The following is a 20,469-nucleotide window of genomic DNA, read 5'->3' on the forward strand; positions in this document are numbered from 1 at the left end:
CTGGTATCTTTGTGTGTTTGGTTGTGGTTTGCGTGTGGGGGGGGGTGCCCCCCCCGGGGGGGGGGGGGGGGGGCCCCCGCGGGGGGGGGGGGGGGGGCCCCCGCGGGCCCCCACGCCCCTCGTTCGTTCAGGCCGGGACGGGTCTGCTGTACGCAGCCCCTGCGGTGGGTGCGGTACGGGGCTCGCTCACCAGCGGCTGGACCGGCTCCGTCCGGTGGTCGGGCCACGCTGCTCTTCACGGTGCTGCGGCAGCTGCGGCGCTTCGGCGAGCACGCTCAGCCGGTGGTGGCGACCCAGGCGTAGCGCACCTGGGGTCGTCCAGCCTTGCCGTACTCGGTCTCCCGGCCCACCGCACCGTCGTCGGCGAGCCGTTCGAGGTAACGCCACGCGGTCACCCGGGACACCCCCACAGCCGCGGCGACCTCCGCCGCGGTCAACGGGCGGCCGGCGTCGCGGACGCACGCGCCGATGAGGTCCGCAGTCTGCGGTGCAACACCTTTCGGTGCAGTTGCGCGCTCGTCGGCGCTGCGCAGCACCGCCATCGCGCGGTCGATGTCGCGCTGGCTGGCGGCGGTACCGCCCCGCGACATCGTGGCCCGGAACTCGCGGTAGTGCTCGAGCTTGTCGCGCAGCGCGGCGAACGTGAACGGCTTGAGCAGGTACAGCAGCACGCCGCGGGTGACCGCCGTCCGGACCACCGCGAGGTCGCGGGCCGAGGTGACGGCGATGATGTCGGGGCGGGGCCGCAGCCCGCTCAGCGCGTCCGCCAGATCGAGTCCGTTGGCGTCGGGCAGTCCGATGTCGAGCAGGACGAGATCGATCGGGTCGTCGCCGGCCGCGGCACCCGCGACCGCCCGCATCGCCGCGTTCGCGGTATGGGCGACGGAGTGGACCGAGAAGCCCTCGACCCGTTCGACATACGAGCGGTGCGCCTCCGCGATCAACGGCTCGTCCTCCACGATCAGGACGCGGATCATCGGGTGCCGTCCCGTCGACCCGGCGTGTGCAGGGGAATCTCGACGACGAGCATTCCGGCCAGCGACGGCTCGGTGCGCAGACGGCCGCCGTGCCGGGCCACCACCTGCGCCACCAGCGCCAGGCCCAGTCCGCGTTGCATCGCCGGGCGGCCGTCGACCTGCTTGGTCGAGTATCCGCGGGTCATGGCTCGTGTCAGCGCGTCCGGATCCATCCCCGGCCCGCTGTCGGCGACGCGGATCACCAGGTTCGAATCCTCCTCCGCGACGGTCACTTCCACCCACGGGGCGGTCTCGTCGGTCTCGGTCGAGCGGGCCGCGTCGATCGCGTTGTCGATCAGGTTCCCCACCACGGTCACCATCTCCAGCGGCGTCAGCGTGGTCAGCGGACCCATGGCTGTGTCCTCGGTGACCGTCAGTTCCACACCCTGCTGCGCGGCCTCGGTGACTTTCCCCAGCAGCAGCGCCGCCAGCGCCGGTTCGTGCACCGCCGCGATGAGCCGGTCGATCAGCTGCTGCGACGTCGCCAACTCGGCCGTGGTGAACGCGACCGCCTCGTCGTGGTGGCCCAGCTCCACCATCGTCACGATCGTGTGCAGCCGGTTCGCGTACTCGTGGGCCTGGGCGCGAAGGGACTCGGCGACGCTGCGTGTCGAGTCCAGCTCACCCAGCGCGTTCTGCAGGTCGGTGTGGTCGCGCAGGGTCACGACCGTGCCGATGCGTCTGCCGTCCCACAGCACGGGTGCCCGTCCCACCACCAGGATGCGGTCGGCGGTCACGTGCACCTCGTCGTGTTCCTCGTCGGCGTCCGGTCCGATGCGGCGGAGGGTCTCGGGCAGTTGGTCGACGGTGATCGGACCGTCCGGCAGCCACAGGAGCCGGCGGGCCTCGTCGTTGACGACGTCCACGCGAACCCTCCCGTCGCGGTCCCGTCCGAACACGATCAGCCCCTCGCCGATCGAGCGGAGCACCGCGTCGTGATGCTCGTACATCCGGCGCAACTGGTCGGGGTCCAGGCCCAGGGTCTGTCGTCGGATCCGGTTGCTGACCAGGGTCGCGCCGATCGCGGCGATCCCGACGGCGATCGCGGAGATCCCCAGTAGCGACGGCAGGCTGTTCGCGAACTGCTGGCCGATCCGCTCGCGGGTGACACCCACGGAGACAAGACCGACGATCTCGTCGCCGTCGCGGACCGGGGTCACCGCGCGAATCGACGGGCCGAGCGACCCCGTATAAGTCTCGGTGAACGTCTCGCCGGCCAGTGCGCGATCGATGTGACCCCCGAAACGTTGCCCGATCAGTGTCGGATCGGGGTGGGTGTACCGGGTGCCGTCCGGTGCCATCACCACGATGAAGTCGGTGTCCGTCGCCGCCCGGATGCGTTCGGCCTCGGGCTGCAGCAGTGCGGTGGGATCCGGACTGCGCAGCGCCGCGATCGTCGACGCCGACAACGCGTAGGTCTCTGCGATACCGGTCACCTCCCGACGGCTGGCGTCGTCGGAATCACGTCGCTCGTCGAGTGCGATGAGCACCGAGAGCGCGGCAATGACCAGCGTCAACACGACGAGCTGCAAGATCAGCAGTCGCGTCGCGACGCTCATGGGCTTGCGGGTCACGCCCCGGCGCACCTCGGTCCTCTCGTGAAACTAATGAACACAACCTTCACCGGTGCTCGGATCGGTACCAACATTCTCTGACGAGTCGACGTGACCCCGATCACCTGTATCGACTCGTCGAGAATCCACCCGATCAAGAGGACACCCGATGAGCACGAGTGCAACAGGGAGACCCGGCGCAGCGCAACCCGCCCGGGACAAGAAGTCACGTGACCGCACCCACTGGCTGTACGCCGGTGTCGTCGTCGCGGTTATCGCCGGCATCCTCGTCGGCTGGCTGGCACCCGAGGCGGGCAAGTCTCTCGGCGTGCTCGGCACGATGTTCGTGAGCCTGATCAAGATGATGATCAGCCCCGTCATCTTCTGCACCATCGTCCTTGGCATCGGGTCGGTGCGTGCGGCCGCGAGTGTCGGCAAGGTCGGCGGTCTCGCGCTCGCGTACTTCATCGGTATGTCCACCGTCGCCCTCGGGATCGGCTTGGTGGTCGGCAACCTGCTCAGCCCCGGCAGCGGCCTCGACATCACCGCCACCGCGAACACCGGTGCGGCCCTCGCCGAGAAGGCTCATGCGTCCGGCGGCACGATGGACTTCGTCGCGTCGATCATCCCGACGTCGTTGCTGTCGTCGCTCACCGAGGGCAGCGTCCTGCAGACCTTGTTCGTCGCGCTGCTCGTCGGGTTCGGCGTGCAGGCGATGGGCAAGCAGGGCGCGCCGATCCTGCGCGGCGTCGGCCACGTGCAGAAGCTCGTGTTCAAGATCCTGTCCATGATCCTGTGGCTCGCGCCGATCGGTGCGTTCGGTGCGATCGCGAACGTCGTGGGGCAGACCGGACTCGGCGCCGTCGTCCAACTCGGCGCGCTCATGCTCGGCTTCTACCTGACGTGCCTGATCTTCGTCTTCGGCGTGCTCGGCAGCATCCTGCGCGCCGTCGCCGGGGTCTCGATCTTCAAGCTCGTGCGCTACCTGGCGCGGGAGTACCTGCTGATCTTCGCGACCTCGTCGTCGGAATCGGCCCTGCCGCGGCTCATCGCGAAGATGGAACACATCGGCGTCGAGCGCACCACCGTCGGTGTCGTCGTGCCCACCGGCTACTCGTTCAACCTCGACGGGACCGCGATCTATCTGACGATGGCGTCGATCTTCATCGCCGACGCGATGGGGAAGCCGCTGTCGCTGACCGAGCAGCTCTCGCTGCTGGTTTTCATGATCATCGCATCGAAGGGCGCCGCCGGAGTGAGCGGTGCGGGACTGGCGACCCTCGCCGGCGGCCTGCAGAGCCACCGCCCCGAACTGCTCGACGGCGTCGGCCTGATCGTCGGCATCGACCGGTTCATGTCCGAGGCCCGCGCGGTCACCAACTTCTCCGGCAACGCCGTCGCGACGCTGCTGGTCGGCACGTGGACCAAGTCCGTCGACACCGATCGGGTCCGGGCCGTCCTGGCGGGTGAGCTGCCGTTCGACGAGGACAGCATGGTCGACGACGATGGGCCCGACGAGCCGCAGTCGGCTCCGGTGGAGGGGCAGGTGCATTCCACGCCGATACCCGCTCCCGACAAGCGAGAGTTGGCGAGCGCCTGATGTTCGTGGGACGGATGGCATTTCCGACGCAGGGTGCCCGCGCGTGGCCGAAGCACGAGTCCGAGGCCTTCGCTAGGTTGGTGCACATGACGAGCCCCCTGCAGAACATCACGATCAACACCCTCGATGGTGTGCCGACCAGCCTCGGTGAGTACGGCGGCCGCGCGGTCCTCCTGGTGAACGTGGCCTCCAAGTGCGGCCTGACCCCGCAGTACACGGCCCTCGAGAAGCTGGCCTCGGAGTACGCGGAGCGCGGCCTCACCGTGATCGGCGTGCCGTGCAACCAGTTCATGGGCCAGGAGCCGGGCACGCCGGAGGAGATCGCGAGCTTCTGCTCCACCACCTACGGCGTCACCTTCCCGCTGACGGAGAAGATCGAGGTCAACGGCGACAACCGGCACCCGCTGTACGCCGAGCTCACCCAGGCCGCGGACGCCGACGGCGAGGCCGGCGACATCCAGTGGAACTTCGAGAAGTTCCTGATCGCCCCCGACGGCACCGTCGCCAACCGGTTCCGTCCGCGCACCGAGCCCGACGCCCCCGAGGTGATCGCGGCGATCGAGGCCGTGCTGCCCCGCTAGGTCTGTCCCCCTCAGGACACCCGACGGCGCCCACACGCACATTCGACCACCGAATGTGTGCGTGGGCGCCGTCCGGCGTTCACCTGCAGCTGCCACCCTCGATGCATGACCGGACAGGTGATCGTGTCGGTGTCGGGGATCAGGGACGAGACGCTCGACGTCGTCGCCGAGTTCGCGGCGGAACTGGACCGCAGATCCGTGCCGCTGTCGCTGCTGGTCGCGCCGCGGCTCAAGGACAAGTACCGACTGGTCTCGGACTCGCTCACGCAGGAATGGCTTCGCGGCCGGCGCGACCGTGGTGACGCGATCGTCCTGCACGGCTACGACCAGGCCGCCACCAAACGCCGGCGGGCCGAATTCGCGCTGCTGCCCGAGCACGAGGCACGGCTGCGGTTGCTGGCCGCGGATCGGGTGCTCGAGGAGGTGGGGCTGCGGACGCGGTTGTTCGCGGCGCCGCGCTGGGTGGCCTCGCCCGGTGCCGTCGCGGTCCTGCCGACCAACGGTTTCCGGCTGCTCGCCGGGATGAGCGCGGTCCGAGACCTCGCGAACGGGACCAGCGTGCGCAGCCACGTGATCGGTCTCGGCGACGGCTTCCGCGCCGAGCCGTGGCGGTGCCGCGCCATGGTGCTCGGCGCGTCCCGCGGCGCCCGGCGGGGACGCCTCGTCCGGCTGGCGGTCTCCGCGAAGCAGTTGGGCAAGGTCGGGCCCCGGCAGGCCGTGCTGGACGCCGTCGACCTGTCGTTGCACCACGGCGCCCGGCCGGACGTGTACCGCTGGCCGCTGCGCGAGGGCGTGCGCGAGGTGGCGTGAGGCGTCAGATCCCCATCGACCGGGCGATCATCGGCCAGTTGTTGTGGAGGTCGTCCTGCCAGTACCCCCACGAGTGGGTGCCGCCCGGCTTGAAATCGAACGTGGCCGGGATGTTCAACTGCGCGAGACGATTCGCGAGGTTGTGGGTGCAGTAGTTGGTGGCCGCCTCGATCACACCACCGACGATCATCTGGTTGGCCAGTGCGATCGGCCGGCCGTCGATGCCGGGCCCGTCCAACGTCTCGTGGTGGCCGGGCAGTCCGGAGCCGGTGGTGATGTAGAGCTCGGTTCCGCGCAGACCTTCGGCGTTGACGACGGGATCGTTGTCGATCCACCCCTGCCCGTCGAGGGGGCCCCACATGTTGGTGATGTCGACGCCGCCGCGCACGCCGGTGACCACCTTGATGGCGTTCTGGCCCGCCCAAGTGCTGGTCTCGGCGCAGCCGCTGTACGAGCCGACGCTCTTGTAGAAGCCGGGCTTGGCGATCGCGTAGTTGAGCACCGAGGTCGCGGTCATCGAGATCGCGGCGATCGACTGCACCCGGTTGGTGTCGAAGGCCTCGTCGATGACCGGCGGCAGTTCCTCGAGCATGAAGGTCTGCCACTTCTGGCGACCGAGTTTCGGATCGTCCTTCACCCAGTCGGTGTAGTAGCTGAACGCACCCTCGAGTGGGGTGACGACGTTGACGTTCTTGTCCTCGAAGAAGTTCATGACATCGGTCTGCCGCTGCCAGGTGGCCCGGTCCTCACCGCCGCCGGTGCCGTTGACGAGGTAGAGCGTCGGGCGCGGCTGACTGGTGTCGGCGGGGAGGATGACCTCGAGTGGGATGTTGCGATCCATCGCAGCCGAGTACACCGAGATGGTGACCTTGCGGTCGGAGTTCTTCGTGGTGCTCACCAGGTAGGGAGCCGAGACGTCCGATGCGGCTGCGGTCTTGACCGAGGTGTCGCCACCGGCGGACGCCGTCGCCGGTACCGCAAGCAGTGAAGCGGACACGACCGCCGCGGCGGCCAGGACGCGGGCGCATCCGAGCGTCGAAGTCCCCATGCGAATTTCCTCCCCTGAGAGCCGAATTCGCCGTGCATCACGAAAGTGCCCACGGCCGGTAGTCCACCGAGATGCCGAACGTCCCCCTGAGCGCGGCATTCGTGCAGCACAGTACCGACGGACAAGCCCCGGGTGTCCCGATCGGAGATACCGGTTCGAGATTCACCCGGGGCTTCACACCATGGCGACCGACGCCTCAGGACACCTCGACGCTCGACTCCTCGGGCAGGACGCGGAATTCGGTTCCGCCCGGGCCCATTTCGGTGAGCCGCCCGTAGTAGATGCCGCGGGCCTCCTTCGCGATCACACCCTGATGGATCGGGACCGCGACCCGCGGGTGCACCGCGCGCAGGTAGTCGACGGACTCGGAGATCTTGAGCCACGGCGCCGCCGCCGGCACCGCGAGAACGTCGACCTTCTGCTCGGGGACGAACAGCGAGTCGCCCGGGTGCATCAGCTTGGCCGGGTTCTCGGCGTCGCCGAGCAGGTACGCGGTGTTGTCGATCAACGGGATCTCCGGGTGGATCACCGCGTGGGTGCCACCGGTGCCGGTGACCTGCACCTCGCCGACGTTGAACACGTCGCCGGGATACACCGCGGTCCACGCCTCGCCCAGCAGCGCCGTCGTCTGCGGGTCGGCGTACAGCCCGGCGCCGGGATTCGCGTCGACCAGCGCGGGCAGCCGCGCCGGGTCGGCGTGATCGGGATGCTGATGGGTGATCAGGATGGCGTCGAGGCCCGTGATCCCTTCGAATCCATGCGAGAAGTTGCCCGGATCGAACAGGATCTTCGCGCCGTCGAGCTCCACCAGGACACAGGAATGGCCGAAGTGCGTCAGTCGCATGAGACGAGTATGCGGGATCGCACCGGGCAGCGGGGTGGCGTCCGACGTTCACTCGATGCGGAGTCGCACGGGGCAGCCCGGTAAACTCCTGGATGCCCGGTGCGATCCCGGGCGCAAACCAGCCATAGCGAGGAGCAGCACGTGGCCCGTGTCGTTGTCGATGTCATGCCCAAGGCCGAAATTCTCGACCCGCAGGGGCAGGCCATTGTCGGGGCCCTGTCCCGACTCGGTCATGCCGGTGTGTCGGATGTTCGCCAGGGTAAGCGTTTCGAGCTCGAGGTCGACGACACCGTCAGCGACGACGAGCTCGCCAAGATCGCCGAGTCGCTGCTGGCGAACACGGTGATCGAGGACTGGAAGGTCACGCGAGTCCAGTGAGCGCGCGCATCGGAGTCATCACCTTCCCGGGCACGCTCGACGACGTCGACGCCGCCCGCGCAGTCCGCCTCGCCGGTGGCGAGGCCGTCAGCCTGTGGCACGGCGACGCCGACCTCAAGGGTGTCGACGCGGTCATCGTTCCTGGTGGCTTCTCCTACGGCGACTACCTGCGCTGCGGTGCCATCGCGCGCTTCGCGCCCGTCATGGGCGAGGTCGTCAAGGCTGCGGACGGCGGCATGCCGGTCCTCGGCATCTGCAACGGCTTCCAGGTGCTGTGCGAGGCGGGTCTCCTGCCGGGCGCACTGACCCGGAACGCGGGCCTGCACTTCATCTGCCGCGACCAGTGGCTCAAGGTCGAGTCCAACTCGACGGCGTGGTCGTCCCGCTACGAGGTCGGCGCCGAGATCCTCGTGCCGCTCAAGTCCGGTGAGGGCCGCTACCAGGCGTCCGAGCAGGTGCTCGACGAGCTCGAGAGCGAGGGCCGCGTCGTGTTCCGCTACGCCGGCGACAACCCGAACGGTTCGCAGCGCGGCATCGCCGGCATCGCATCGGCCAACGGTCGCGTCGTCGGCCTCATGCCGCACCCCGAGCACGCCACCGAGTCGCTGACCGGCCCGAGCGACGACGGCCTGGGCATGTTCTACTCCGCGCTCGAGAGCGTGCTGACGGCCTGAGCCGCCGACTTATCGAGACCTGAAGGGACCCTTCGGCCGCTGCGAGCGGACGAAGGGTCCCTTCGTCTGTGCGGAAGTGGGTACGCGAGTCGACCTGGTTCGCTAGCGTCCCGCGCATGATCACCACTGTCGTATGGGGCACCGGCAACGTCGGCCGCGCGGCGATCCGCGCGGTGCACGCCAACCCGCATCTGGAACTGTCCGCGGTCGTCGTGCACAACCCCGACAAGGTGGGACGCGACGCCGGCGAGTTGGGCGACGTCGGCGAGCAGCTCGGTGTCGCCGCGACCGCCGACATCGACGACGTGCTCGCGACTCGCCCCGGCGCGGTCGTCTACGCGGCATCCGGCGAGGTCCGGCCCGACGACGCACTCGCCGACATCGTCCGCGCGCTGCGCACCGGTGCGGTGGTGGTGACGCCGTCGCTGTACGCGCTCTACGACCACCGCAGCGCGCCGCCCGAGCTCCGTGACCCCGTGCTCGAGGCGATCCGGCTCGGCGGCGGGTCGCTGTTCGTCTCCGGGGTGGACCCGGGCTGGGGCAACGACGTGCTGCCGCTGCTGATCAGCGGGCTCGGTTCCACCGTGGATGTGATCCGCTGCCAGGAGATCTTCGACTACGCGGACTACGACCAGCCCGACTCGGTGCGCTACCTCGTCGGGATGGGCCAGCCGATGGACTACGAGCCGCCGATGATCGCGCCGACCGTCCCGACGATGGTGTGGGGCGGCCAGATCCGGCTGATGGCGCGGGCGCTCGGGCTCGAACTCGACAAGGTGGGCGAGACCGTCGAACGGCGCGCCCTCGAAACGGACGTCACGACCACGTCGATGGGGGACTTCTCCGCGGGCACCCAGGGCGCTCTGCGGTTCGAGGTGCAGGGCATCGTCGCCGGCATCCCGCGGATCATCGTCGAGCACGTCACCCGGATCCACCCGTCGTGCGCCCCGGACTGGCCGACGCCACCCGACGGCGGCGCCGGCGCGCACCGTGTGATCGTCGAGGGGCGGCCGCGGATCGAGGTCACCGTCGAGGCCACGGACGAGGGCGGCAGCCGCGCGGCCGGTGGCAACGCCACCGCCGTCGGGCGCCTGGTCAACGCGATCGACTGGCTCGTCGCGGCCGAGCCCGGCCTGTACGACGCCCTCGAGGTTCCGCTCCGTCCGTCTCCGTCGATGCTGCCGCGCCGCTGACCCGCCCCAGATCCACAGCGGGAACGTCAGGATCGACAGGCCCCACACCCACATCGACGCCCGCGGGTGGGACCGCATGTAGTGCACGACGGCCCGCAGGATCGCGCAGAACGCGAGCATGGAAAGTGCCGTCACCCGATCGGCCGTAGGGCCGTTGGTCCTCGTTCCGGCGGCGCCCGCCCGAATCCCGACGCAGTCCGGACTCGATTGCCGAGTGGTGAGAATCTGCACCACACGACGGCTTCGGCGGAGCACACTGGGCGCCATGAACATCGACATTCCAGAGGGCAAGGACCCGGTCGGCTACGTGTGGGGCGAGATGGTCCCCGGAATCGGGATCCCGGCCTCGAAATTCTCGCTGTCCGTGTACGCGAACTCGACGCTCGACCTGCGGGGGTTCGAGGCTGCCCGACTGCGGATCGCGCAGATCAACGGCTGCATCGTCTGCATGGACTGGCGCACCGAGCGCGACGGGCAGAAGGTGGAGGACGACTTCTTCGAGGCCGTCGAGAACTGGCGCACCACCGACGCCTTCGACGACCGTGTCCGGCTCGCCGCCGAGTACGCCGAGCGGTACGCGCTCGATCACCACAACCTCGACGACGAGTTCTGGGCGCGGATGAGTGCTCGGTACAGCCAGGCCGAGATCGTCGAGCTGTCGATGTGTCTGGGCTCCTGGATCGCGTTCGGCCGGCTCAACCACGTGCTGGGACTGGATACCGTCTGCGCGTTGCCGGGCAGCTGAGCCGGGTAAGACGGCCGGGTCAGACGGCCGGGTCAGAGGGCCGGGGTCGGCGGCAGCGCGTCGAGGAAGTCCTCGCTGGGTGCGAAGAACAGCGAACCGGTGACCGCCACCGAGAAGTCCAGCAGCCGATCGTAATTGCCGCGCGGGCTGCCGAGGAACATGTTCTCGAGCATCCGCTCGGTGATCGCGGGCGTTCGGCAGTAGCCGATGAAGAACGTGCCCATCTCGTCGCCGACCCGGCCGTACGGCATGTTGGCGCGCAGGATCTCGAGCGCGTTGCCGTCGTCGTCCTTGATCGCATTGAGGGCGACGTGCGAGTTGGCGGGCTTGACGTCGTCGGTCATCTCGACGTCGTCGGGCTTGCTGCGACCGATCACCCGCTCCTGCTCGTCGACCGGCAGCGCCTCCCAGTCGGCCATCGTGTGCACGTATCGCTGGATGTGCACGTACGAGCCGCCGGCGAACCCCGCGTCCTCCGCGCCGACGGTGACTGCCGCGACCGCCTGCTGTCCGCTGGGATTCTCGGTGCCGTCCACGAACCCGATGAGGTCGCGGTTCTCGAAGTACTGGAATCCGTGCACCTCGTCCACCACCGTGGCCGCGCCGTCGAGACGCTTGACGATCTGGTGGGCGAGCTCGAAACATGCGTCCGGCGTCTGGGCCCGGATGTGGAACAGCAGGTCGCCGGGGGTAGCGGGCGCGACGTGCTTGTCGCCGCGCAGTTCGACGAACTCGTGCAACTGCGCCGGCCGCGGCCCGGTGAACAGCCGGTTCCACGCAGCGGATCCGATCGCGACCACCAGTTCGAGGTTGGAGCCGGGAACCCGCAGGCCCACGGCACGACCCATCCCGGTGACATCGGTGAGTAGGTCCCGGACCGTTGCCTCCCCGCCGGGTGCCACGGTGGCGACGAGGAAGATCGCGGCAGGGGACAGCGGGGTGGCCACCGGCTGGGACTGGGGGAGGGACACGTCGTTCATCGGACTCCGGTTCGTGCGGCGCGGCCGCACGTGCGACTGCAGTCGATCTTGGGGGCGTGGCCAATCTAGCGTCTGCTTCCGACGGCCGAATGTCGGTCCCACGCGCTAACGTCCGGGCATGACGCTGACACTGGGCATGATCACGTTCGATTCGACGGATCCCGGGCCGCTCGCGCGCTGGTGGGCGGACCTGACGGGCGGCACGATCGAGGCGGAGAACGACGGCTGGTTCTACATGGTCGGGGTTCCCGGCTGGGGACAGAAGCTGGGATTCCAGAAGGTCGACGACCCGACCCCGGGCAAGAACCGGCTCCACATGGACATGACCTCTCCCGATCTGGACGCGGAGGTCGAGCGGGTAGTCGCGGCGGGCGCCACCGAGGTGCACCGGGAGAACATGGACGGCTTCCGGTGGGTGGTGTTCGCGGACCCGCAGGGCAACCAGTTCTGTGTCTCGGGAGCACACTGATCCGGGTACTGCATGATTGTCGGTATGCCATCGATTACGCAGGCTGACGCCCAGGGATTGTGTGCCTTCGTCGACGCGTCGCCGTCCCCGTTCCACGTGTGCGCGACGGTCGCGGCCGAGCTGACCGACAACGGTTTCACCGAGCTGCGGGAAACCGAGGCGTGGCCGTCCGCGCCCGGGCGCTACTACCTGATCCGCGGCGGGTCGTTGATCGCATGGAGCACCGAGGACGGGACAGCCGGCGGCGCGTCAGTTCCCTCGTGGCCGTTCCGGATCGTCGGCGGGCACACCGACAGCCCGAACCTACGGGTGAAGCAGCACCCGGACCTGGTGTCGGCCGGCTGGCAGATGGTGGGCCTCGAGCCGTACGGCGGCGCGTGGCTCAACTCGTGGCTCGACCGCGATCTCGGCATCTCCGGCCGGCTCAGCGTCCGCTCCGGGGACGCGGTCGAGGAGATGCTGGTCCGTGTCGATCGACCGATCCTTCGGGTGCCGCAGCTGGCGATCCACCTGTCCGAGGAGCGCAAGGGCGTGCAGCTGGACCCGCAGCGGCACGTCAACGCGGTGTGGGGGACCGGGACCGAACTACGATCGTTCGTCGGTTTCCTCGCCGGTGAGGCGGGAGTGGCGGCCGAGTCGGTGCTCGGTTGGGAGCTGATGACCCACGACCTGGCGCCCAGCACGGTGGTCGGCGAGGACGAGTCCCTGATCAGCGCGCCGCGCCTCGACAACCAGGGCACCTGCTACGCCGGAACGCAGGCGCTGCTCGCCGCGGTCGCCGAGCCGGGCGAGAGCACCCCGGTGCTCGCGCTGTTCGACCACGAGGAGGTCGGCAGCATGTCCGACCGCGGCGCCTTCTCCGATCTGCTCAACTCGGTCCTCGAGCGGATCGTCCTGCTCCGGGGTGGTGGTCGGGAGGACTTCCTGCGGGCGATGTCCGGCTCGGTGTGCGCGTCGGGCGACATGGCCCACGCGACGCACCCGAACTACCCGGACCGGCACGAGCCCGCGCACCGCATCGAGATCAACGGCGGCCCGGTCCTCAAGGTCAACCAGAATCTGCGCTACGCCACCGACGCGAGCGGGTCCGCGGAGTTCGCGCTCGCGTGCGACCGCGCGGGAGTCCCGTTGCAGCGGTACGTGCATCGCGCCGACCTGCCCTGCGGCTCGACGATCGGACCGATCACCGCGTCCCGGACCGGGCTGTCCACGGTCGACGTCGGCGCCCCGCAGTTGGCGATGCACTCGGCGCGAGAACTGATGGGTGCCCGCGACGTCGGCATGTACGCGGACGCACTCGCGGCGTTCCTCACGCCTGTGCAGTAAGAGCGAGTTCTCGCGTTCTGCTGCGAACTGGACAGCGGTTCAGTAAGAAGGATGCGCGACTGTGCCGAGCTGAACCGCTCGGCGCACCGCATGTCGGCTCTGCGGGGAGGTCCGACACGCAGCCGTTACCCCCTTCGATCGGAGATCTGCATGTCTCGTCCTTCGCTGCGCCGCCTTGCGGCCGCCACCGCCGCTGCCACCCTCGTCGCCACCGGAGTCACCGTCGGGCTCGGAGCCTCGGTGGCCCAGGCCGCGCCCGCATGCGCGCTCAACCAGTCGGTCACCGACAGTTGGGCCGGCTCCCTCTGGACGCCGTACACCGTGAGCAAGGAGGTTGTCGGCGACGGCACGGTCGCACCGGGACACACCGTCACGTACCTCACCAAGGTGTCCGGTTCGGGAGCGCTCGTCAACCAGATCCGTGACTTCCACCCGGCAGGTTTCCAGTTGGTGAAGGCTCGCCTGAACGTCAAATGGCTGGTCGGGGATCAGCAGTGGGAGGACGTCACCGGTACCGCCGTCGTGGGCAACAACGCCGTCATCGCCAAGGGTGGCGGGTGGACCACCGCGGGTGGCGGAGTCATCGCCTTGGAAACCACCTACAAGGTCCCGGATAACGCCACGGTCGGCTCCAAGCTCGACAGCGGCGCCGGCACCAACATCGTGCTCGCTGCTGGTGACTGGAACATCAACCCGATGGGCGTGTGCGTCACCGTTCGTCCGCCGAACCCCGTCGAGGCCGGCTCGGGCAGCCTCGAGGATCTGGGCTTCGGTTCGGTGAACACCGGATCGGGCCAGGTCTTCGGATCCATCACCGATCCGCAGGGTTCGATCACCAACGTGGTCGGCGGAATCCTGGGCAATGTGCTCGGCAACCTGAGCTGACCCAACGCGCCCGTGACGGGCGCGCTCGGCGCCTGACGACAAGGACCTCCGGTTCGAGCGTGTCGTGTCCCGGACACGACGGTCGACCGGAGGTCCTCGCGTTCGTGTGCGCTGCCTCGGACGCGCCTCGACGGCTCACAGTCGACTGCGAATCAGCTTTCCTGTGACGGTTCTCGGCAGAGCGGCCACGAACTGGACTTCACGCGGATACTTGAATGCGGCCATCGAACGACGACCGTACTCGATGAGATCCAGCTCGCGGAGTTCCGAGCCGTCGCGGACGACGACGAAAGCCTTCACCGACTCGCCTCGGTAGTCGTCCGGAATGCCAACCACCGCAGCTTCTTTCACGTCGGGATGGTTCAGCAGAACCTCTTCGACCTCGCGCGGCCAGATCTTGTAGCCCGATGCGTTGATGACGTCGTTCTTGCGGTCCAGGACGTAGAACCATCCGTCCCGGTCCATGAACCCGACATCGCCGGTCGGAAACGTGGTTGTGCCGGCGACGGTTTCGCCGTCGTCGGGGTTCGGCCAGTATCCGTGGGCCACCTGTGGCCCCGTGGTCACCAGTTCACCCACGTCGCCTACCGGAACGTCCTGGCCGGAGTCGTCGACCACGCGTACATCCGTGTTGTACACCGGAATTCCGACCGAGAGCACCCCGGTTTCGGCGTCCACCGGTGCTCGCCAGCCGAACGGTACGGCGTGCGATGGGGAACTCGTCTCGGTCTGGCCGTACATGTTGTGGATGTACTTGCCGAATACGGTTTCGAGTCGGCTCAGAACGGTGGGGGAGACCGGTGCACCGCCCGAATAGAGCGCGGACAACGAGTCGAGGTCGGTGGCGCCCGCCCCGGCGTCGGCCAGCGCGATGTAGGCGGTGATCGCCGCCATCGCGAACGTCGGTCGATGCTCACGAACGGAGTCGAGCATCACCTCCGGGTGGAAGCGGTGAGTCAGCACGAGCGGTGATCCCAGGAGGAATCCCACCATCACGTGTCCGACCAAACCCGAGACGTGGAACAGCGGCGAGAGCCCGAGCACACGGTCGCCCGGACCCAGTTGCGCCCAGTCCCGGTACACCTGCGCGCTGAAGACGAGGTTGCGATGCGACAGCATGGCCCCCTTCGGAAAACCGGTGGTTCCGGAGGTGTACATGATCATCGCCAACTCTCCCGGCGCCGGGCTGTCGGTGATCGTCGGACGGTGCGCGCGGTCGTGGGCGGCAACCAGTTCGTACAGGTCCGTGGCGCCCGTCGCGATCCGGCGGCTCGCGGCGAACAGGCGGGCGTCGTTGCGACTCTGGCCGTCGAGTGCCGACACGGTGACGATGTTCCCGATGGGGCATTCACGAAGCGCTGCCTGAGCAACAGTCTCGAACACGTCCTCGAGGATCAGAATTGCCTTGGGACGGCAGTCGTTCACGAAATGGGCGAACTCCCGTTCCTTGCACATCGGGCTGAGCGACACGGATGTGCCGCCCGCTCGCCACGCCGCGACGACACCGATCAGGAACGCCGGGTTGTTCTGCGTGCACACCGCCAGGCGGTCTCCGCGGCCGAATCCCCGTTCTTGGAGGTGACAGGCCAGAGCATCCGCCGCCGCGGACAGTTCACCGTAGGTGAGCGTGCCGTCGAAGTAGTGGATGGCGACGTCCGCCGGCGCCCGTTGCACCGCGGCATCGAACATCGCCAACGCGTTGTCGAAGTCGGGAGTGATCGAATCGGGATGCTCGGCGGGGAAACTGGCGAGCCACGGCCTGTTCGGGGATGTCACCTTCTCACCTCTCTCGATCCCGCACTGCTTGCCGCCCCGGAGGACGCTCGGCGAGACGCACTAAACCCTACGACACGGAGACATCATCGGACGCGGTGATCCGATCGCTACGATGTTCAGCATGGCTGAACGAGCTGCTGTCGCTGTGGGCCCGAATGTGCGCCGCGAGCGAAACCTCGTGGGCGTGACCCTTCGCGAGTTGGCGGCACGGATCGGCGTCAGCGTCGGAACGATGAGCGCGATCGAGAACGACAAGGTCTCGCCCACGCTGATGCGCCTTCAGGAGATCGCCGACGAACTCCAGATTCCGATCAAACGGTTGCTCAGCGGGCCGGTCGCCGATCCGTCGCCGCCGGTCCCGGATCCGGCCGCAACCGACGCGAGCGCGTGGCGTGAGTTCGCGCCGTTGTCGGTTGATCCGGTGTTGCGTTCGGCAATAGATGTCTTCACGGAGACCGGCTACCACGCCGCGACCATGCGGATAATCGCCGACGGCGCCGGCATCAGTGTGGCCGGCGTCTATCACCACTACCGCAGTAAGCAGAGCCTGTTGGTCGCCATCTTCGAGCTGATCATCGAGGAGGTGCGGGTCCGCTTGATCCGAGCCAGGGACGAGGGCGGAGCGGATCCGGTCGAGCGCTACTCGAACATGGTGGAGGCACTCGCGCTCTATTACGTGGTGCGCAGCGACATTGCGGTGGTGGGCACCAACGAGACACGAAGCTTGGAAGAACCGGCAGCTGGCCGCATCGCTGCGGAGCGCCGCGGGATGCAGGACCTGATGGACGCCGAACTCGATCGGGCGGCCGCCGCGGGTGCGGTCGTACATCCCCGGCCGCACACGACCGCGCGGGCCGTCACGACGATGTGTGCTGCGCTGCCCCAGTGGTTCGACCCGACCGGGCCCCTCTCCCCGGAGCAGATCGCGCAGGAGTACGCCGGTCATGCCCGCGCGATGCTCGGCATGCGACCGGCGTACTCCTAGCGTCGATCAGTCGACTTCGGCGTCGGTGACGCGCCGATGTCGCTGCATGCCGGAGATCCAGCGCTCGATGTCGGCAGCTTTCCGGGCTCGGAAGTCGGCCACCTCGGCGTGGGGAAGAACGAGGAACTGGTTGTGAGCGACACCGTCGACCGCTTGGCGGGCAACCTCTTCCGGTGTCATCACTTCCCCCGCCCGGGTGATCGTGGCGGCGGCCGATCGCATCTGCCGGTCCGATGATTCGGAGGCGTCACCGATCATCGCGGTCGCGATGCCCATCGGGCACACGCAGGTCACCGATACGCCCAGGTCGCCGTACGTGACGGCGAGCCACTCGGCGAAACCCACGACGGCGTGCTTGGTCACCGAATACGTCGGCGAACCCAACTGCGTCAGCAACCCCGCCGCCGAGGCGATGGACACGAACCGACCGCCGCCTCGCTGCAGCCACGACGGGACGAGGAGGCGGGCGGCACGGACGTGCGCCTGGACGTTGACCTCCCACGAGGTACTCCACTCCTGCTCCGTGGCATCCAGGCCGAAGCCTTGGAAGACACCGGCATTCGCGACGTACAGGTCCACCGGGCCGAATGTCGAGTCGGCGAGCGCCAGGGTTCGTTCGATGTCGTGCGAGTCGGCAGCGTCGCCGGCGATCCACTCGACCCGATCGCCGTGCACCCGACGCAGCGTTTCGCCCGCCACCTGCAGGCCGTCTTCGTCCCTGTCGGCCAGGACCACGCGACATCCGCGACCCAGCAACTCGCGCCCCAATGCGAACCCGAGGCCGTGGGCAGCGCCGGTGACAACGGCGACCGACCCATTCAGTTCGGGCCCCATCACAGCGCTCCCGCCGCGGGAATTCCGTTGTCGCGGAAAGCTCGCCGCAGGATCTTCCCGGTAGCGGTCTTCGGTAGCTCGGAGACCACCACGATCGAGCGCGGATACTTGTATGCGGCCATGCGCTCGCGACAGAACTGGATCAACTCCTCCTCGGTCGCCGACGCGCCCGAGGCCAACGACACGAATGCCTTGACGGTCTCGCCGCGGTACTCGTCGGGAACGCCCACGACCGCTGCCTCCCGCACGGCGGGGTGCCCGTACAACACGTCCTCGACCTCGCGCGGCCACACCTTGTAGCCGGAGGCGTTGATCATGTCCTTCTTGCGGTCGACCAGATAGAACCATCCGTCCGCGTCCATGAATCCGACATCCCCGGTACGCAACTCGCCACCCGGCATGGATGCCGCGGTCGCCTCCGGATTGTTCCAGTAACCGGGGGCCACCTGGGGGCCGCTCGCGGCGAACTCCCCGATCTGTCCGGCGGGAACCTCGTTGCCGTTCTCGTCGAGAACCCGTACGACGGTGTTGAACACGGGCACGCCGACCGAGAGGGCGCCGGATTCGTGATCGACGGGTGCACGCATCCCCGCGGGCACCGCGTGCGTGGGCGAACTGGTCTCGGTCAGCCCGTAGATGTTGTGGATGTAGGTCCCGTACATCGATTCCAGGCGGTCTGCGACCGCCGGTGCCACAGGCGCACCGCCCGAGTAGATCGCCCGCAGCGACGAGAAGTCGTCGGGACACGCGCCGTCCGCGCCGGCGAGTGCGATCAGGGCGGTGATCGCTCCGATGGTGAACGCCGGACGGTGCTCTCGGATCGAATCGAGCATGACCTCCGGCTGGAAGCGGTGCGAGAGGACGAGCGGTGACGCGGTCAGGAACGCCACCATGATGTGCCCGACGAGTCCGGAGATGTGGAAGAGCGGGGCGATCCCGAGCACGGGATCACCGTCACGCAGATGCGCCCAGTCGCGGTATGTCTGGGCGTTGAACGCAAAGTTCGCGTGAGTGTTGACGGCGCCCTTCGGCTTGCCGGTCGTACCCGAGGTGTAGGTGAGGATCGCGAGTTCGTCGCCCTCGATGCTCACCGGGTCGGGCTTCCGTCCGTCGTGGTCGCCGATGATGGCGTACAGGTCATCGGTGGCGAGGCTTCTCCGGGTCGCTCCACCGAACAGGCGACCGTCGTTGCGGCGCTGTCCGTCGAGCGCCGACGTCGTCACGACCAGATCTACCGCCGTTTCCTCCTGCGCGAGTACGGGTTCCGCCACCGACTCGTACAGGTCGTCGAGGACGAGCAATGCACGCGCGCCCGAATCCTGCAGCAGGTACGTGACCTCGCGCTGCTTGTTCATCGGATTGACGGCGACGGCGGCACCGCCGCACTTCCACGCCGCAAGCAGTCCGATGACGAACGCGGGGTTGTTCTGAACGAAGAGCGCCAGGCGATCGCCACGGCCGAAGCCCCCGCGCTGCAGGTGGTTCGCGAGTGCATCGGAGGCGGCATCGAGTTCGCCGAAGGTCGCCGATCCGTCGAAGTACCTGACGGCGGGCATGGCCGAGGCGCGCCGCACCGCCGATCCGAACACCTCCAGACCGTTGTGGAACTCGGGGGTGATCTCGGGGCCGAGTCCCTCCGGGTAGAGGCGCAGCCAGGGGCGGTCCCGGTAGGTCACTTGATCACCACCGGGTTGACCGGGGCGCCGGTGGCCTGATGAATCTTGAGCGGGGCCGCGACATAGAAGAACTCGTAGGTTCCGTCCGCGGCGCAGTCGGCGGCGAGACTCTCGAGATCGCAGATCTCGGTGAAGGCCACGCCGAGGTTGCGCATCAGGGCGTTGTGCAGGACCAGCGCCATCCCGTTGTGGGGATCGGTGGTCACCTCGTTCGCGATGGTGTCGGTGACCAGGTTGGGAATCTCCTTGTCCCGGAACCATTCGACGAGTTCGGGGGAGTAGACCAGGCCCGGCTCGCAGAAGTCCGCGTAGAACGCCTCGCGGTCGCGGAAGAACATCTCGAGATGGTTGGTGCGGATGATGATGATGTCGCGGTTGCGGATCTCGATGCCCTGTCGTTCCGCGCAGGCCTCGAGGTCCTTGTGGTCGAACGTCTCGCGCTGCCCGAGGTACTCCTTGTCGAAGTGGCGCGCCATGTCGAGCAGGATCGCCCGGCCGACGATTCCGCGCTGGGCGATCGGTTCCACGCCGGCCTTGGACATGCCGCCGACCGTGCTGCGGGCGTCGTAGCCGTTCCAGATCTTGCCGTCGTACCAGACGTGGCCGAGGGCGTCGTACTGCGTCGAGCCCTGCAGGAAGGCCTCGATCTTGTCGTCGGCGTAGTGGAGTCCGCCCGGGAAGCATGGGCCCGAACCGCCTTCGTCCCAATCCGATTCGTCGTAGATCATCTCGCGCTCGGCCGGCTCGCGGCCGGGCCACACCGGATCGCCCTTGGGGTCGCCGATCAGTCGCTGGAGGGTGAAGACCGAGCCTCGTCGGATCAACGCCGCACCGGCGAGGACCTGCTCCGCGGTCAGGTAGTTGAGGCTTCCGACTTCGTCGTCGGCCCCCCACTTGCCCCAGTTGCTGGGCGATGCTGCCAGCAGATCCGTGAGATCTGACAGTTCGATGTCGGTCGACATGCGCTTCCCTTCCTCCCAATGAACTGAACCGAGCGAGCGTTCAGGCTGTTCAGTCAGAGGGTGGCAGGCATGAGGCGGCGTAGTCAACCCCCAAAATTCGTGTCGGGGCCGATGGGCTCCGGCGCGGTGTTCAG

Annotated in this window: 20 protein-coding genes; 11 read left to right on the forward strand and 9 right to left on the reverse strand. The window is 68.2% G+C overall.

Annotation, left to right across the window (positions count from 1 at the left end; translation table 11 throughout):
* Window positions 1–275: 275 nt before the first annotated feature.
* Together J2X34_RS12755 and J2X34_RS12760 are read right to left on the reverse strand one after the other, a co-directional pair.
* Window positions 276–977, reverse strand: coding sequence for a response regulator (locus J2X34_RS12755; protein WP_114720688.1), 702 nt, complete (start codon window positions 975–977; stop codon window positions 276–278).
* Window positions 974–2,575, reverse strand: a complete 1,602-nt coding sequence (locus tag J2X34_RS12760) for a sensor histidine kinase (protein ID WP_429517863.1) — start codon at window positions 2,573–2,575, stop codon at window positions 974–976. Before J2X34_RS12760 ends, J2X34_RS12755 begins: the two co-directional genes overlap by 4 nt.
* A gap of 163 nt (window positions 2,576–2,738) precedes the next feature.
* Between J2X34_RS12760 and J2X34_RS12765 the strand changes: the two genes are divergently transcribed.
* The 3 genes from J2X34_RS12765 (at window position 2,739) to J2X34_RS12775 (ending at window position 5,560) form a co-directional block, all read left to right on the forward strand.
* A complete protein-coding gene (locus J2X34_RS12765) occupies window positions 2,739–4,169 on the forward strand; it encodes a cation:dicarboxylate symporter family transporter (RefSeq protein WP_258557777.1) in 1,431 nt (476 codons plus the stop codon).
* Window positions 4,170–4,255: 86 nt separating this feature from the next.
* On the forward strand, window positions 4,256–4,750 hold the full coding sequence (locus J2X34_RS12770) for a glutathione peroxidase (RefSeq protein WP_429517600.1): 495 nt from the start codon (window positions 4,256–4,258) through the stop codon (window positions 4,748–4,750).
* A gap of 105 nt (window positions 4,751–4,855) precedes the next feature.
* Window positions 4,856–5,560 (forward strand): DUF2334 domain-containing protein, encoded by a 705-nt coding sequence (locus tag J2X34_RS12775; protein ID WP_114720693.1) that lies wholly within the window; start codon window positions 4,856–4,858, stop codon window positions 5,558–5,560.
* 4 nt (window positions 5,561–5,564) lie between these two features.
* Here the strand turns inward: J2X34_RS12775 and J2X34_RS12780 are convergent, their stop codons facing one another.
* Entirely contained in the window at window positions 5,565–6,608 is a 1,044-nt protein-coding gene (locus tag J2X34_RS12780; RefSeq protein ID WP_174908307.1) for an alpha/beta hydrolase, read from the reverse strand.
* A gap of 196 nt (window positions 6,609–6,804) precedes the next feature.
* Complete coding sequence (locus tag J2X34_RS12785; RefSeq protein WP_114720698.1) at window positions 6,805–7,452, reverse strand: MBL fold metallo-hydrolase; 648 nt, start codon at window positions 7,450–7,452, stop codon at window positions 6,805–6,807.
* Window positions 7,453–7,593: 141 nt separating this feature from the next.
* On the opposite strand from J2X34_RS12785, the gene purS reads away from it, so the two are divergent.
* The 4 genes from purS to J2X34_RS12805 all read left to right on the forward strand — a co-directional run bounded on the left by purS (window position 7,594) and on the right by J2X34_RS12805 (window position 10,442).
* The gene (purS, locus tag J2X34_RS12790) at window positions 7,594–7,830 is read left to right on the forward strand and encodes a phosphoribosylformylglycinamidine synthase subunit PurS (RefSeq protein WP_114720701.1); all 237 of its coding nucleotides are present in this window, start codon (window positions 7,594–7,596) and stop codon (window positions 7,828–7,830) included.
* Entirely contained in the window at window positions 7,827–8,504 is a 678-nt protein-coding gene (gene purQ / locus J2X34_RS12795; protein ID WP_174908309.1) for a phosphoribosylformylglycinamidine synthase subunit PurQ, read from the forward strand. Before purS ends, purQ begins: the two co-directional genes overlap by 4 nt.
* Before the next feature lie 116 nt (window positions 8,505–8,620).
* The gene (locus J2X34_RS12800) at window positions 8,621–9,697 is read left to right on the forward strand and encodes an NAD(P)H-dependent amine dehydrogenase family protein (RefSeq protein WP_114720706.1); all 1,077 of its coding nucleotides are present in this window, start codon (window positions 8,621–8,623) and stop codon (window positions 9,695–9,697) included.
* 265 nt (window positions 9,698–9,962) lie between these two features.
* A complete protein-coding gene (locus tag J2X34_RS12805) occupies window positions 9,963–10,442 on the forward strand; it encodes a carboxymuconolactone decarboxylase family protein (RefSeq protein WP_429517604.1) in 480 nt (159 codons plus the stop codon).
* Window positions 10,443–10,474: 32 nt separating this feature from the next.
* On the opposite strand, the gene J2X34_RS12810 is transcribed toward J2X34_RS12805, so the two are convergent.
* Window positions 10,475–11,422 carry a Dyp-type peroxidase gene (locus J2X34_RS12810; protein WP_429517605.1) on the reverse strand — a complete coding sequence of 316 codons (948 nt, stop codon included), beginning with the start codon at window positions 11,420–11,422 and terminating at the stop codon, window positions 10,475–10,477.
* Between the two features lie 118 nt (window positions 11,423–11,540).
* Between J2X34_RS12810 and J2X34_RS12815 the strand changes: the two genes are divergently transcribed.
* The 3 genes from J2X34_RS12815 to J2X34_RS12825 all read left to right on the forward strand — a co-directional run bounded on the left by J2X34_RS12815 (window position 11,541) and on the right by J2X34_RS12825 (window position 14,102).
* A complete protein-coding gene (locus J2X34_RS12815; RefSeq protein WP_114720712.1) occupies window positions 11,541–11,891 on the forward strand; it encodes a VOC family protein in 351 nt (116 codons plus the stop codon).
* A gap of 24 nt (window positions 11,892–11,915) precedes the next feature.
* Entirely contained in the window at window positions 11,916–13,217 is a 1,302-nt protein-coding gene (locus tag J2X34_RS12820) for a M18 family aminopeptidase (protein ID WP_174908311.1), read from the forward strand.
* A 150-nt stretch (window positions 13,218–13,367) separates the two neighbouring features.
* A complete protein-coding gene (locus tag J2X34_RS12825; protein WP_429517606.1) occupies window positions 13,368–14,102 on the forward strand; it encodes a hypothetical protein in 735 nt (244 codons plus the stop codon).
* A 135-nt stretch (window positions 14,103–14,237) separates the two neighbouring features.
* Here the strand turns inward: J2X34_RS12825 and J2X34_RS12830 are convergent, their stop codons facing one another.
* Window positions 14,238–15,878, reverse strand: coding sequence for a class I adenylate-forming enzyme family protein (locus J2X34_RS12830; RefSeq protein WP_429517608.1), 1,641 nt, complete (start codon window positions 15,876–15,878; stop codon window positions 14,238–14,240).
* Between the two features lie 121 nt (window positions 15,879–15,999).
* Here J2X34_RS12830 and J2X34_RS12835 point away from each other — a divergent pair, with 121 nt between their 5' ends.
* Window positions 16,000–16,863 (forward strand): TetR family transcriptional regulator, encoded by an 864-nt coding sequence (locus J2X34_RS12835; protein ID WP_114720993.1) that lies wholly within the window; start codon window positions 16,000–16,002, stop codon window positions 16,861–16,863.
* A 6-nt stretch (window positions 16,864–16,869) separates the two neighbouring features.
* Here the strand turns inward: J2X34_RS12835 and J2X34_RS12840 are convergent, their stop codons facing one another.
* From J2X34_RS12840 to J2X34_RS12850, 3 genes are read right to left on the reverse strand one after another with little or no spacing between them, the layout of a single operon-like run.
* Window positions 16,870–17,697 (reverse strand): SDR family NAD(P)-dependent oxidoreductase, encoded by an 828-nt coding sequence (locus J2X34_RS12840; protein ID WP_429517611.1) that lies wholly within the window; start codon window positions 17,695–17,697, stop codon window positions 16,870–16,872.
* Window positions 17,697–19,373 (reverse strand): class I adenylate-forming enzyme family protein, encoded by a 1,677-nt coding sequence (locus J2X34_RS12845; protein ID WP_114720723.1) that lies wholly within the window; start codon window positions 19,371–19,373, stop codon window positions 17,697–17,699. Before J2X34_RS12845 ends, J2X34_RS12840 begins: the two co-directional genes overlap by 1 nt.
* Complete coding sequence (locus tag J2X34_RS12850; protein ID WP_114720726.1) at window positions 19,370–20,335, reverse strand: cyclase family protein; 966 nt, start codon at window positions 20,333–20,335, stop codon at window positions 19,370–19,372. The genes J2X34_RS12845 and J2X34_RS12850 overlap by 4 nt, the downstream gene beginning before the upstream one ends.
* Between the last annotated feature and the right edge of the window lie 134 nt (window positions 20,336–20,469).

It is taken from the genome of Rhodococcus sp. BE178, from assembly GCF_050433545.1.
Taxonomy (GTDB): domain Bacteria; phylum Actinomycetota; class Actinomycetes; order Mycobacteriales; family Mycobacteriaceae; genus Prescottella.